Raw genomic sequence first — 12,514 nt, forward strand, 5'->3', positions numbered from 1 at the left:
ATGGCAACGATCAAGGATGTGGCAGCGCTTGCAGGTATTTCCTACACCACGGTGTCCCATGTGGTGAACAAGACGCGCCCGGTGAGTGAGCCAGTACGCATCAAAGTCGAGGCGGCGATCAAGCAGCTCGACTACGTGCCCAGTGCGGTCGCGCGTTCGCTCAAGGCCAAGACCACGGCCACGATTGGCCTGCTGGTGCCCAACAGCCTCAACCCGTACTTTGCGGAACTGGCCAGGGGTATCGAGGATTATTGCGAGCGTAACGGCTACTGCGTGATCCTGTGCAACTCCGACGATAACGCGGAAAAACAGCGCAACTATTTGCGGGTATTGCTGGAAAAACGCATCGATGGCTTGATCGTGACTTCCGTAGGTGGCGATGACAGCGGCCTGGCCGCTGGCTTGAGCGCCGTACGCACGCCGATGGTCATTGTCGACCGAGCGCTGCACGGCATTGATGTCGATCTGGTGCGCATTGATCACGAGGAGGGCGGGTACCTGGCGACCCGGCACTTGCTTGAGTTGGGCCACCGCGACATCGCCTGCATCGGCGGCCCGGCTCACACCCGCGTCGCGCAGATGCGCCTGGCGGGTTATCACCGTGCGCTGTCTGAGGCGGGCGTGGAGGTGGTGGCCAATCGCACCCAGGAAAGCGATTTCACCAGTACGGGCGGTTATGCTGCCGCTGTGCAATTACTTGCGCAAAATCCGCCCAGCGCAATTTTTGCCAGCAACGACATGATTGGTTTCGGCGTGTTGCGTGCAGCCGCCGAGCGCAATATCCGCGTGCCTGGCGAGCTGTCGGTGATTGGTTTCGATGATATTCAAATGGGCCGCTACGTCTACCCGGCGCTGACCACGGTCGGGCAGTCGATCGTGCAACTGGGCGAGACGGCGGCAGAGCTTTTATTGCGACGAATTGCGACACCCCAACTGCCGATCGATCAACGCATCGTGACGCCGAGCATTGTGTTGCGCGAGTCCACGGCACCCGTCGCCGGTGTGTTTGCCCAATACCGCTGAACCGAATTGATGAGTATTGATGTATGTGCGCAAACGTAGTGGTAGTAGGCAGCTTGAACATGGACCTGGTCACCCGTGCCAGCCGGTTGCCGCGTGCCGGAGAAACCCTGATTGGCCAGACGTTCTCCACGGTGCCTGGTGGCAAAGGCGCCAACCAGGCAGTAGCGTCGGCGCGGCTGGGCGCCGAGGTGGCGATGGTTGGCTGCGTCGGCAGTGATGCTTATGGCGTCCAGTTGCGTGATGCGCTGCTGGTGGAGGGCATTGACTGCCAAGCTGTCAGCCGAGTGGACGGCTCCAGCGGTGTGGCGCTGATCGTAGTGGATGACAGCAGCCAGAATGCGATTGTGATCGTCGCCGGCAGCAACGGTGAATTGACACCGGCCTCGTTGCAGGCGGCTGACGCGGTATTGCAGGCGGCCGACGTGATCATCTGTCAGCTCGAAGTGCCGATGGAGGCTGTGGGCTATGCGCTAAAGCGTGGTCGTGAGCTGGGCAAGACCGTGATCCTCAATCCAGCGCCGGCCAGCGGCCCATTGCCTGCGCAGTGGTATGCCTCGATCGATTACCTGATCCCCAATGAAAGCGAAGCCACGGCGCTGAGCGGTGTGACCGTTGACTCCCTGGAGAGCGCCAAGCTGGCCGCGACGCAACTGATCAAGGCGGGGGCTGGCAAAGTCATCATCACCTTGGGTTCCGAGGGCGCGCTGTTTGCCGACGGCCAGGCTTTTGAGCATCTTCTGGCGCCCAAGGTCAAGGCAGTGGATACCACTGCGGCGGGCGACACCTTTGTCGGTGGTTTTGCCGCGGCGCTGGCCAACGGCAAAAGCGAAGCCGAGGCCATCCGTTTCGGCCAGGTCGCGGCCGCGCTGTCGGTGACCCGCGCCGGTGCACAACCCTCCATTCCTACGCTGCACGACGTACAAGGTTTTGTGCCCTCATGAAAAAGACCCCCTTGCTCAATATCGCCCTGTCGCGCGTGATCGCCTCCCTGGGGCACGGTGACATCCTGGTCATCGGCGATGCCGGTTTGCCCGTGCCGCCGGGCGTCGAGTTGATCGACCTGGCGCTGACCCAGGGCATTCCAGATTTCATCAGCACCGTGCGCATTGTGCTCAGTGAAATGCAGGTGGAAAGCCACGTGTTGGCGCAAGAAATCCTGCACAAGCAACCGCCGGCGCTGACAGACCTGAACACGCTCGACGAGCAGGCGGCGCTCGGTGAGCGGCGTCTGCTCAGTCACGAAGAATTCAAGCAACTCAGCCGCAAGGCGCGTGCCGTGGTGCGTACGGGTGAGTGCCAGCCCTATTGCAATATCGCGCTGGTGTCCGGCGTAACCTTCTAGAGTGTCCCAACAACAAGGAGTGTTTTATGCAACGTGGTCTTCCAACCCTGAGAAATCTGTTTCGGAGTGTCCTGCTCTTGTCCGCACTCACTGCAGCAAGCGCCCACGCGGCGGAAAAAATCGACCTGATCATTGATACCGATCCTGGTGCCGACGATGTGGTGGCGTTGCTGTTCGCCATGGCCTCCCCGGACGAGTTGAATATTCGTGCGCTGACCACCGTTGCGGGCAACGTACGTCTGGACAAGACTTCGCGCAACGCGCGCCTGGCCCGCGAGTGGGCAGGGCGCGAGGATATTCCGGTTTACGCCGGCGCGCCCAAGCCGCTGCTGCGCACGCCGATCTATGCCGAGAACATCCATGGCAAGGAGGGTATCTCCGGCGTTACCGTGCATGAGCCGAAAAAAGGCCTGGCCGCCGGCAATGCCGTTGACTATCTGATCAAGACCTTGAGCACCGCCAAACCCCACAGCATCACGATCGCCATGCTGGGCCCGCAGACCAACCTGGCGCTGGCATTGACCCAGGCCCCGGAAATCACCCAGGGCATCAAGGAAGTGGTGGTGATGGGCGGTGCACACTTCAACGGCGGCAATATCACGCCGGTGGCGGAGTTCAACCTGTTTGCCGACCCGGCGGCGGCAGAGATCGTGCTCAAGAGCGGCGTGAAGTTGACCTACTTGCCGCTGGACGTGACCCACAAGGTACTGACCAGTGACGCGCGCCTGAAACAGATTGCCGACCTGAACAGCAACGCCAGCAAGGTTGTGAGCAATATCCTCAACGAATACGTCAAGGGCGACATGGAGCACTATGGCATCCCGGGCGGCCCGGTGCATGACGCGACCGTCATTGCCTACTTGCTCAAGCCTTCACTGTTCAGCGGTCGTCAGGCCAATATGGTGGTGGACAGCCGCGAAGGCCCGACTTTCGGCCAGACCATCGTCGATTGGTATGACGGTCTCAAGCAGGAAAAGAACGTGTTTTGGGTTGAAAACGGCGACGCCCAAGGCTTCTTCGATCTGCTGACCGAGCGCCTCGCGCGTCTGAAGTAAAACCCTTGCCGGTCGGCGTTCGCCGGCCGGTTCTTATTCGCGCTCGGGGTCGTGGGCGCCCATGTGGTCGGCCGGGTATTTTGCAAACACCTGGGCGATGAACGCTTGCGCCGCCTGGGTGCCCAGTTCCTTGACCAGCAGGTCGATGCCGATGATTGCCAACTCCTCTGTGCTTCCGGGGCTATAGGAACTCTGCCCTTGGGGCCACTTGGCTTTGATGTCGGCTTGCAGCGTTACGGTGGTCATGAAGGTCTCACGGGGCTGAAATACTGGGCAGTGCGCTGGAACGCAGTTCTTACGCCGGCAGTTAACCATTTTGTATCGTCTTTGGCACTGATACTTAGGCATAAGGCGCTTCGGGATGCGTGAAGTGCTGTGCGACACTGTCTGCCTGTTTAATTGCCGGGGGTACACCGCGTGCAGATTGATTTGAACAACCCCGAGAACCTGACCTTGGCCGCTGTGCGTCAACTGATCGCCAGCGCCAGCGATGATGAACACACTCAATTGCGGGTCACCAAGGCCGGTATTGCCTATATCTCTTGCGGGAAAGCAGTGGGGGGTGTGGACATCGACGGCTTGTTGTTTCGCCTTGAGACCTGGGCCAAGGGGGCGGGCTATGTCGGTAATGTGGCTGCCAGCGACGAAGTCTGGGTCATGCAGATTTTCAATGCGCTGAAGCAGAACTGGCCGAAGCCACCGTTTGACTATATCGACGTCTACTGAGTACGTTCATATCTGGTGACGATTGATCGGGCGAATGCCGATCGAGAGTCAGGCAGACTTGCCCTCCGGCGGTTTACGTCTTGAAACCAATCCGCCCCACAGCTGTCGCACGATCTCTGTCCATTTTTTATCATAGGAGGCTTCATGCCTTGGAAGCTCGCATCATTCGGTACTTTGTTGGCAGCACTCGCGTTGGCGGGTTGCAGCACCCCGGGTGCCTCTGAGCCAGCCAAAGACGCCGCCGTGGCCGATGCTGGTCATAGCCGCTGTGAATCGAAAGCCGCTGAGTTCACGATCGGCCAGAAAGCCTCGCCTCAGTTGCTGGAGCAGGCCCGTGCCCGCGCTGGTGCGCAGAACGCGCGGATTCTCAAGCCTAACGACATGATCACCCTGGAATACCGCTCCGACCGCCTGAACCTGAACACCGATGACAGCCTGGTGATTACGCGCGTCAACTGCGGCTGATCTTTTCCAGCTTTTGCAGCGCCCATAAAAAACCCCGTCACATGGACGGGGTTTTTTTTAGCTCAGCGGAGAATTACTCGCCGCGAACCTGTGCAGCTTGCATACCCTTTTGGCCTTTCTCAGCCACGAAGGAAACGGTTTGGCCTTCTTTCAGGCTTTTGAAACCGTCGCTTTCGATAGCTTTGAAGTGTACGAACAGGTCGTCACCGCCACCTTGAGGAGTGATGAAGCCGAAGCCTTTTTCATCGTTGAACCATTTAACGGTGCCGGTTTGGCGATTAGACATGGTGTATCTCCAAGAAACATATATTTTCAGTAGTGCTGTGCTGCTCAGGCCAACTGGGCACACCGGGCTATCATAGTCGAAATGTTCGGCTTGGGAGCCCCCCCAAGGCATTGTTTGCTAATCAATAGCGTTGCGTTTAATGCCTGGTTTCGCTGAAAGCCCCGATCTACGGGGCTTTGGGGCGAAATATCAGCTGGTAAAAAAAGCCGTAAAAGCTGCGTAATTTGTGTGAAATAGCAGTTTTTGCGCTGTTTTTTCAGCGAAACGCCGGTCTGATCAGTGGTCTTTCTTACTTTTTCTTCACGACTTTGCACGACGAAATAGCCGCGACCGCTTTGTTTTTAAGCTCCGGGCTGGCGTTCTGGTTGGTCATGAGCTCTTTGATTTCGGCAGTGCTCAATTCAGCGTTGATCTTGTCAGCGCCGCATTCGCAATGGTCTTTGGCAGTTTTGGCGTCTACGTTCTGGCTGGCCGCAGCGCTGCAGTCTTTCACAAAGCTGTCGCGCGCGCCGGCTGGCCAGTTCGACGGGGCCGCTGCCTGTGCACCGAGGGACAGGAGGGTCAGGGAGGCAGCGAGAGCGAGGGTCGAGGTGAAACGCATCATGGGATGCTCCTTTGGGTCGGGGACGAACGGCGATTCTCAGTGGGTTTGAGGCGTTGCGTACAGCTCAAGTTCCGTTTTGCAGCGACAAAGCCTGGAATTTGTCATTACCTGGCATGGCGTCGGCGCGATGACCGTTCATCTGTGCTAGCATCGGTGCCCTGGCTATTTCCAGGCGTGCCATTTGCCGCCTTGCCATGTTCTTTTTAGCTCACTCCAGTCACTCTGGTTCGATTATCGGTTGGCCGAAAGGCTCCTGCCGCTGTAAGGCAGGCGTTCATCACTGAACGGCCTGGTGTTGGATCTTGTACTGGCTCATCCCAACCCACGTGACCTTTGGTAGGGGTCACCACTAGGAGAGGAGGCGCCATGCCAACTATTACTCTTCCCGACGGCAGTCAACGTTCATTCGATCATCCGGTTTCCGTAGCCGAGGTCGCCGCATCCATTGGTGCTGGCCTGGCCAAGGCCACCGTGGCCGGCAAGGTCGACGGCAAACTGGTTGATGCCAGTGACCTGATCACCTCCGATGCCAGCCTGCAAATCATCACCCCCAAGGATCAAGAAGGGCTGGAGATCATTCGCCACTCTTGCGCGCACCTGATTGGCCACGCGGTCAAGCAGCTGTACCCGACGGCGAAAATGGTGATCGGCCCGGTCATCGATGAAGGCTTCTATTACGACATCGCCTACGAGCGTCCTTTCACTCCGGACGACCTGGCCGCCATCGAACAGCGCATGCACGCCCTGATCGAAAAAGATTACGACGTGATCAAGAAAGTCACGCCGCGCGCCGAAGTGATCGACGTGTTCACCGCCCGTGGCGAAGACTACAAGCTGCGCCTGGTGGAAGACATGCCGGACGAGCAGGCCATGGGCCTGTACTACCACGAAGAATATGTCGACATGTGCCGTGGCCCGCACGTGCCGAACACGCGCTTCCTGAAGTCGTTCAAGCTGACCAAGCTGTCCGGTGCCTACTGGCGCGGCGACGCAAAGAACGAGCAACTGCAGCGGATCTACGGTACTGCCTGGGCTGACAAGAAGCAGCTGGCCGCCTATATCCAACGCATCGAAGAAGCCGAAAAACGCGACCACCGCAAGATCGGCAAGCGCCTGAACCTCTTCCACCTCCAGGAAGAAGCGCCGGGCATGGTGTTCTGGCACCCGAACGGCTGGACCCTGTACCAAGTGCTCGAGCAATACATGCGCAAGGTGCAGCGCGACAACGGCTACCTGGAGATCAAGACTCCCCAGGTCGTTGACCGCAGCCTGTGGGAGAAATCCGGGCACTGGGCCAACTACGCCGACAACATGTTCACTACCCAGTCGGAAAACCGCGACTACGCCATCAAGCCAATGAACTGCCCGTGCCACGTGCAGGTGTTCAACCAGGGCCTGAAGAGCTACCGCGAGTTGCCGATGCGCCTGGCCGAGTTTGGTGCCTGCCACCGTAACGAGCCATCGGGTGCACTGCACGGCATCATGCGTGTACGTGGCTTCACCCAGGACGACGCCCACATCTTCTGCACCGAAGAGCAGATGCAGGCCGAATCCGCTGCGTTCATCAAGCTGACCATGGACGTTTATCGCGATTTCGGTTTCACCGACGTCGAAATGAAACTGTCCACTCGTCCGGAAAAACGCGTCGGTTCCGACGAGCTGTGGGATCGCGCCGAAGCTGCACTGGCCGCAGCGCTGGACAGTGCGGGCCTTGCGTACGACCTGCAACCGGGCGAGGGCGCCTTTTACGGTCCGAAGATCGAGTTCTCGCTGAAAGATTGCCTTGGCCGCGTCTGGCAGTGTGGTACCCTGCAGCTCGATTTTAACCTGCCGATCCGTCTGGGAGCCGAATACGTCTCCGAAGACAACAGCCGTAAACACCCGGTTATGCTGCACCGGGCGATCCTCGGCTCGTTCGAACGGTTCGTCGGGATCCTGATCGAGCACTACGAGGGTGCATTCCCTGCGTGGCTGGCGCCGACCCAGGCAGTGATCATGAATATCACGGATAAACAGGCAGATTTTGCCGCCGAAGTTGAAAAAACTCTCAACGAAAGCGGGTTTCGTGCCAAGTCCGACTTGAGAAATGAAAAGATCGGCTTTAAAATCCGCGAGCATACTTTGCTCAAGGTTCCCTATCTTTTGGTTATCGGAGATCGGGAAGTCGAGATGCAGACTGTCGCTGTGCGTACTCGTGAAGGTGCTGACCTGGGCTCGATGCCCGTCGCCCAGTTCGCTGAGTTCCTCGCGCAAGCGGTTTCCCGGCGTGGTCGCCCAGATTCGGAGTAATTATTATTAAGCGTGAAATGAGACAAGATAAACGAGCTGCACCGAAAGCCCCGATCAACGAGAATATCTCGGCACGCGAGGTTCGGTTAATTGGCGCTGACGGCGAGCAGATTGGCATCGTCTCGATTGATGAAGCGCTTCGTATCGCTGAAGAGTCCAAATTGGACCTGGTGGAAATCTCCGCCGACGCAGTCCCGCCTGTTTGCCGGGTGATGGACTACGGCAAATCGATCTTCGAAAAGAAGAAGCAGATTGCTGCGGCGAAGAAGAACCAAAAGCAGATTCAAGTAAAAGAAATCAAGTTTCGTCCAGGGACGGAGGAAGGGGATTACCAGGTAAAACTGCGCAACCTGGTACGTTTCCTGAGTGATGGGGACAGGGCCAAGGTATCCTTGCGATTCCGCGGCCGTGAGATGGCCCACCAGGAGCTGGGGATGGAACTCCTCAAGCGGGTTGAAGCTGACCTGCTCGAGTACGGTTCGGTCGAACAGCATCCTAAGATGGAAGGACGCCAACTGATCATGGTCATCGCCCCGAAAAAGAAGAAGTAATCAACAGGGCACGGCAGGCCTTCTGATTATGTTTATCAACTGAATGCGGAGTATCCGAACATGCCAAAGATGAAGACTAAAAGTGGTGCTGCTAAGCGGTTTCTGAAAACTGCTAACGGTATCAAGCACAAGCACGCTTTCAAGAGCCACATCCTGACCAAAATGTCGACCAAGCGTAAGCGTCAACTGCGCGGTAGCAGCTTGCTGCATCCGTCTGACGTGGCAAAAGTCGAGCGCATGCTGCGCCTTCGTTAATTTTTGGATCAAGACTAGAGGAAGTAACTCATGGCTCGTGTAAAGCGTGGCGTCATTGCCCGTAAACGTCACAAAAAAATTCTGAAACTTGCTAAAGGCTACTACGGCGCGCGTTCACGCGTATTCCGTGTTGCCAAGCAAGCGGTAATCAAGGCAGGCCAATACGCCTACCGCGACCGTCGTCAGAAAAAACGTCAGTTCCGCGCTCTGTGGATCGCTCGTATCAACGCTGGTGCACGTGTTAACGGTCTGTCCTACAGCCGTTTCATCGCTGGCCTGAAAAAAGCTTCCATCGAGATCGACCGTAAGGTTCTGGCCGAACTGGCAGTGAACGAAAAAGCGGTGTTTGCTGCGATTGTCGAGAAAGCTAAAGCCACTCTGGCTTAAGTACCCCCGACAATCACCCTGGGTTACTCCTGTAGCCCAAGGTGGTAAACGTCTTAAATAGGGGAAGAGCCTTCAAGCTCTTCCCCTATTTTGTATCTGGAGTCTGTACATGGAAAACCTGGACGCGCTCGTCGCTCAAGCTCTTGAGGCTGTGCAAAGCGCTGAAGATATCAATGCCCTGGAGCAAATCCGGGTTCACTACCTTGGCAAAAAGGGTGAATTGACTCAGGTGATGAAGACCCTGGGAAATTTGCCGGCTGAAGAGCGTCCGCAAGTCGGTGCGCTGATCAACGTCGCCAAGGAGCGTGTTACAGAGGTACTCAATGCGCGCAAGGCGACGATGGAGGAGGCCGATCTTGCGGCCAAACTCGCCGCCGAATCCATTGACGTCACCTTGCCTGGCCGTGGCCAGGCCTCGGGCGGCCTGCATCCGATCACCCGGACTCTGGAACGTATCGAGCAGTTCTTCACCCATATCGGCTACGGCATTGCCGAAGGCCCTGAGGTCGAAGACGACTATCACAACTTCGAGGCGCTCAACATCCCAGGTCACCACCCGGCCCGGTCGATGCACGACACCTTCTATTTCAACGCGAACATGCTGTTGCGCACCCATACCTCGCCGGTACAGGTCCGCACCATGGAAGCGAACAAGCCGCCGATCCGCATTGTCTGCCCAGGCCGTGTGTACCGTAGCGACTCCGATATCACCCACTCGCCGATGTTCCACCAGGTCGAAGGCCTGCTGGTTGATCGCGATATCAACTTTGCCGACCTCAAGGGCACCATCGAAGAGTTCCTTCGTGTGTTCTTCGAGAAAGAACTGGCGGTACGTTTCCGTCCATCGTTCTTCCCGTTCACCGAGCCGTCCGCTGAAGTCGACATGGAATGCGTGATGTGCAGCGGTAAAGGCTGCCGCGTCTGCAAGCAGACCGGTTGGCTGGAAGTGATGGGCTGCGGCATGGTCCACCCCAACGTGCTGCGCATGTCCGGGATCGACCCGGAAGAGTTCTCGGGCTTTGCCTTCGGCATGGGCGTTGAGCGTCTGGCCATGCTGCGTTACGGCGTGAACGACTTGCGTCTGTTCTTCGACAACGACTTGCGGTTCCTCGCGCAATTTCGCTAGTCGTAACGAATCTTTAGGAGAGCAGGATGAAATTCAGTGAACAATGGCTGCGTGGCTGGGTTAGCCCGCAGGTAGGTCGCGACGAGCTGGTTGCCCGTCTGTCGATGGCCGGTCTTGAGGTCGATAGCGTTACGCCGGCCGCCGGTGTTTTCAGCGGCGTGGTCGTGGGCGAGGTGTTGAGCACCGAGCAGCACCCGGATGCCGACAAATTGCGTGTGTGCCAGGTCAGCAGCGGCGCGGAAACCTTCCAGGTCGTGTGCGGAGCGCCCAATGTGCGCCCGGGCCTGAAGATCCCGTTCGCGATGATCGGCGCTGAGCTGCCGGGCGACTTCAAGATCAAGAAAGCCAAGCTGCGTGGCGTCGAGTCCAACGGCATGCTGTGCTCCCAAGCCGAGCTGCAAGTAGGCGAGGGCAATGATGGCCTGATGGAACTGCCGGCTGATGCGCCAGTAGGCCAGGACATCCGCGTTTACCTGGAACTGGAAGACGCGAGCATCGAGGTCGACCTGACTCCGAACCGTGGCGACTGCCTGTCCCTGGCCGGCCTGGCCCGTGAAGTGGGCGCGCTGTACAACGCGCCGGTCACCCGTCCAGTGGTTGCCAGCGTGCCGGCTGTACACGATGAAGTGCGTCCGATCGAAGTGCTGGCGCCACACGCCTGCCCGCGTTACCTGGGCCGTGTGATCCGTAACGTTGACCTGTCCAAGCCAACGCCGCTGTGGATGGTTGAGCGTCTGCGTCGCGCTGACGTACGCAGCATCGACGCTGCCGTCGATATCACCAACTACGTGATGCTGGAGCTGGGTCAACCGCTGCACGCCTTCGATCTCGCCGAGATCAACGGTGGCATCCGCGTACGCATGGCCGAAGAAGGCGAGAAGCTGGTGCTGCTCGACGGTCAGGAAGTCAGCCTGCGCGCCGACACCCTAGTCATCGCCGACCACTCCCGCGCCCTGGCAATCGCCGGCGTGATGGGGGGCGAGCACAGCGGTGTATCCGCTACCACTCGCGACGTTTTCCTTGAAAGCGCGTTCTTCGACCAGATCGCTATCGCTGGCAAGGCCCGTTCCTATGGCCTGCACACCGATGCTTCGCACCGCTACGAGCGTGGCGTGGACTGGCAGCTGGCCCGTGAAGCCATGGAGCGCGCCACCGGCCTGCTGCTGGAAATCACCGGCGGCGAAGCCGGCCCGATCACCGAAACCGTCAACGAACAGTACTTGCCGTCCGTTGCGCCAATCACCCTGCGTGCCAAAAGCGTCGAGCAGATGCTGGGCCTGGTGATCGAGCCAGCTGAAATCGAGCAACTGTTGTCGGCCCTGGGCCTGGCGATCTCCGTCAGTGGGGAAGGGCAGTGGCAGGTTGAAGTGCCAAGCCATCGTTTCGACATCAGCCTCGAAGTTGACCTGATCGAAGAACTGGCGCGCCTGTACGGCTACAACCGCCTGCCGGTTCGTTACCCGCAAGCGCGTCTGGCGCCACAACCGAAGGCCGAGGCGCGTGCGCACCTGCCGGAGCTGCGTCGCCTGCTGGTCGCCCGTGGTTACCAGGAAGCGGTGACCTACAGCTTCATCGATCCGAAGCAGTTCGAACTGTTTAACCCGGGCGTTGAGCCGCTGTTGCTGGCCAACCCGATTTCCAACGACATGGCGGCCATGCGTTCGTCCCTGTGGCCAGGCCTGGTGAAAGCACTTTCCCACAACCTGAACCGTCAGCAAGACCGCGTGCGCATGTTCGAAAGCGGCCTGCGTTTCGTCGGCCAGCTCGATGGCCTGAAACAAGAGCCGATGCTGGCTGGCGTGGTGTGCGGTAGCCGCCTGCCGGAAGGCTGGGCGCAGGGCCGCGATGCCGTGGACTTCTTCGACGTCAAGGCTGACGTGGAAGCGGTACTGGGCTTCGCCGGTGCACTGGATGCCTTCACCTTCCTGCCAGGCAGCCATCCGGCGTTGCACCCAGGCCAGACTGCACGCATCGAGCGTGAAGGGCGTTTGGTCGGTTTTGTGGGCGCTATTCACCCCGAGCTGTCGAAAACCCTCGGTCTTGACCGTCCGGTGTTCGTGTTCGAACTGGTCCTGGCGGAAGTTGCTTCGGGCAAGATGCCGAAGTTCAGCGAGCTGTCGCGCTTCCCAGAAGTGCGCCGCGACCTGGCCTTGATCGCCGACCGTGAAGTGGCTGCTACTGCTGTTCTGGATGTAATCCGTGAAAATGCAGGCGAATGGCTGACAGACCTCAGGCTATTTGACGTCTATCAGGGTAAAGGTATTGATCCGCATAGAAAAAGCCTTGCAGTTGGCTTGACCTGGCAGCATCCATCGCGCACTCTTAATGACGATGAGGTGAATACCACGACACAAAATATCCTCACCTCGCTCGAACAAAGGTTGAACGCCACGTTAAGGAAGTGA

At 58.5% G+C, this 12,514-nt stretch carries 15 protein-coding genes; 12 read left to right on the forward strand and 3 right to left on the reverse strand.

The features are described from left to right. Genes J1G37_RS13950 through J1G37_RS13965 form a run of 4 tightly spaced genes read left to right on the forward strand, consistent with a single transcriptional unit; the run spans position 1 to position 3,420 of the window. Positions 1-1,023 carry a LacI family DNA-binding transcriptional regulator gene (locus tag J1G37_RS13950; RefSeq protein ID WP_207042532.1) on the forward strand — a complete coding sequence of 341 codons (1,023 nt, stop codon included), beginning with the start codon at positions 1-3 and terminating at the stop codon, positions 1,021-1,023. Between the two features lie 23 nt (positions 1,024-1,046). Beyond that, the gene (gene rbsK / locus J1G37_RS13955) at positions 1,047-1,964 is read left to right on the forward strand and encodes a ribokinase (protein ID WP_207042538.1); all 918 of its coding nucleotides are present in this window, start codon (positions 1,047-1,049) and stop codon (positions 1,962-1,964) included. Then, positions 1,961-2,365, forward strand: a complete 405-nt coding sequence (gene rbsD / locus J1G37_RS13960) for a D-ribose pyranase (protein WP_207042539.1) — start codon at positions 1,961-1,963, stop codon at positions 2,363-2,365. Before rbsK ends, rbsD begins: the two co-directional genes overlap by 4 nt. A gap of 26 nt (positions 2,366-2,391) precedes the next feature. Next, on the forward strand, positions 2,392-3,420 hold the full coding sequence (locus tag J1G37_RS13965; protein WP_017737829.1) for a nucleoside hydrolase: 1,029 nt from the start codon (positions 2,392-2,394) through the stop codon (positions 3,418-3,420). Between the two features lie 33 nt (positions 3,421-3,453). Here J1G37_RS13965 and J1G37_RS13970 read toward each other — a convergent pair whose 3' ends face one another. Further along, positions 3,454-3,666, reverse strand: coding sequence for a hypothetical protein (locus J1G37_RS13970; protein WP_124525710.1), 213 nt, complete (start codon positions 3,664-3,666; stop codon positions 3,454-3,456). A 171-nt stretch (positions 3,667-3,837) separates the two neighbouring features. Here J1G37_RS13970 and J1G37_RS13975 point away from each other — a divergent pair, with 171 nt between their 5' ends. Both J1G37_RS13975 and J1G37_RS13980 read left to right on the forward strand, forming a co-directional pair. Continuing rightward, positions 3,838-4,146: a hypothetical protein gene (locus J1G37_RS13975; protein ID WP_017737827.1), complete on the forward strand. Its 309-nt coding sequence runs from the start codon at positions 3,838-3,840 to the stop codon at positions 4,144-4,146. A 144-nt stretch (positions 4,147-4,290) separates the two neighbouring features. Continuing rightward, positions 4,291-4,611 carry an I78 family peptidase inhibitor gene (locus J1G37_RS13980; protein WP_207042541.1) on the forward strand — a complete coding sequence of 107 codons (321 nt, stop codon included), beginning with the start codon at positions 4,291-4,293 and terminating at the stop codon, positions 4,609-4,611. 73 nt (positions 4,612-4,684) lie between these two features. Here J1G37_RS13980 and J1G37_RS13985 read toward each other — a convergent pair whose 3' ends face one another. Together J1G37_RS13985 and J1G37_RS13990 are read right to left on the reverse strand one after the other, a co-directional pair. Beyond that, a complete protein-coding gene (locus J1G37_RS13985; RefSeq protein WP_003234260.1) occupies positions 4,685-4,897 on the reverse strand; it encodes a cold-shock protein in 213 nt (70 codons plus the stop codon). A gap of 289 nt (positions 4,898-5,186) precedes the next feature. Next, the gene (locus J1G37_RS13990; RefSeq protein WP_207042543.1) at positions 5,187-5,501 is read right to left on the reverse strand and encodes a hypothetical protein; all 315 of its coding nucleotides are present in this window, start codon (positions 5,499-5,501) and stop codon (positions 5,187-5,189) included. 366 nt (positions 5,502-5,867) lie between these two features. Between J1G37_RS13990 and thrS the strand changes: the two genes are divergently transcribed. The 6 genes from thrS (at position 5,868) to pheT (ending at position 12,514) form a co-directional block, all read left to right on the forward strand. Next, positions 5,868-7,790, forward strand: coding sequence for a threonine--tRNA ligase (thrS, locus tag J1G37_RS13995; protein ID WP_122773355.1), 1,923 nt, complete (start codon positions 5,868-5,870; stop codon positions 7,788-7,790). Further along, positions 7,790-8,341: a translation initiation factor IF-3 gene (gene infC, locus J1G37_RS14000; RefSeq protein WP_169850653.1), complete on the forward strand. Its 552-nt coding sequence runs from the start codon at positions 7,790-7,792 to the stop codon at positions 8,339-8,341. The genes thrS and infC overlap by 1 nt, the downstream gene beginning before the upstream one ends. A gap of 60 nt (positions 8,342-8,401) precedes the next feature. Further along, the gene (rpmI, locus tag J1G37_RS14005) at positions 8,402-8,596 is read left to right on the forward strand and encodes a 50S ribosomal protein L35 (RefSeq protein WP_002553160.1); all 195 of its coding nucleotides are present in this window, start codon (positions 8,402-8,404) and stop codon (positions 8,594-8,596) included. Positions 8,597-8,626: 30 nt separating this feature from the next. Beyond that, positions 8,627-8,983, forward strand: a complete 357-nt coding sequence (rplT, locus tag J1G37_RS14010) for a 50S ribosomal protein L20 (protein WP_003174975.1) — start codon at positions 8,627-8,629, stop codon at positions 8,981-8,983. A 109-nt stretch (positions 8,984-9,092) separates the two neighbouring features. Beyond that, on the forward strand, positions 9,093-10,109 hold the full coding sequence (gene pheS, locus J1G37_RS14015; protein WP_017737822.1) for a phenylalanine--tRNA ligase subunit alpha: 1,017 nt from the start codon (positions 9,093-9,095) through the stop codon (positions 10,107-10,109). Positions 10,110-10,135: 26 nt separating this feature from the next. Next, positions 10,136-12,514 carry a phenylalanine--tRNA ligase subunit beta gene (pheT, locus tag J1G37_RS14020; protein WP_207042545.1) on the forward strand — a complete coding sequence of 793 codons (2,379 nt, stop codon included), beginning with the start codon at positions 10,136-10,138 and terminating at the stop codon, positions 12,512-12,514.

The sequence above is a fragment of the Pseudomonas sp. Marseille-Q1929 genome (assembly GCF_017316265.1).
Taxonomy (GTDB): domain Bacteria; phylum Pseudomonadota; class Gammaproteobacteria; order Pseudomonadales; family Pseudomonadaceae; genus Aquipseudomonas.

What these genes read in the sequence shown, in the direction of transcription:
- J1G37_RS13950 (WP_207042532.1), top strand. Translation starts at nt 1, where the DNA reads ATGGCAACGATCAAGGATGTGGCAGCGCTTGCAGGTATTTCCTACACC.
- rbsK (WP_207042538.1), top strand. Translation starts at nt 1,047, where the DNA reads ATGTGCGCAAACGTAGTGGTAGTAGGCAGCTTGAACATGGACCTGGTC.
- rbsD (WP_207042539.1), top strand. Translation starts at nt 1,961, where the DNA reads ATGAAAAAGACCCCCTTGCTCAATATCGCCCTGTCGCGCGTGATCGCC.
- J1G37_RS13965 (WP_017737829.1), top strand. Translation starts at nt 2,392, where the DNA reads ATGCAACGTGGTCTTCCAACCCTGAGAAATCTGTTTCGGAGTGTCCTG.
- J1G37_RS13970 (WP_124525710.1), bottom strand. Translation starts at nt 3,666, where the DNA reads ATGACCACCGTAACGCTGCAAGCCGACATCAAAGCCAAGTGGCCCCAA.
- J1G37_RS13980 (WP_207042541.1), top strand. Translation starts at nt 4,291, where the DNA reads ATGCCTTGGAAGCTCGCATCATTCGGTACTTTGTTGGCAGCACTCGCG.
- J1G37_RS13985 (WP_003234260.1), bottom strand. Translation starts at nt 4,897, where the DNA reads ATGTCTAATCGCCAAACCGGCACCGTTAAATGGTTCAACGATGAAAAA.
- J1G37_RS13990 (WP_207042543.1), bottom strand. Translation starts at nt 5,501, where the DNA reads ATGATGCGTTTCACCTCGACCCTCGCTCTCGCTGCCTCCCTGACCCTC.
- thrS (WP_122773355.1), top strand. Translation starts at nt 5,868, where the DNA reads ATGCCAACTATTACTCTTCCCGACGGCAGTCAACGTTCATTCGATCAT.
- rpmI (WP_002553160.1), top strand. Translation starts at nt 8,402, where the DNA reads ATGCCAAAGATGAAGACTAAAAGTGGTGCTGCTAAGCGGTTTCTGAAA.
- rplT (WP_003174975.1), top strand. Translation starts at nt 8,627, where the DNA reads ATGGCTCGTGTAAAGCGTGGCGTCATTGCCCGTAAACGTCACAAAAAA.
- pheS (WP_017737822.1), top strand. Translation starts at nt 9,093, where the DNA reads ATGGAAAACCTGGACGCGCTCGTCGCTCAAGCTCTTGAGGCTGTGCAA.
- pheT (WP_207042545.1), top strand. Translation starts at nt 10,136, where the DNA reads ATGAAATTCAGTGAACAATGGCTGCGTGGCTGGGTTAGCCCGCAGGTA.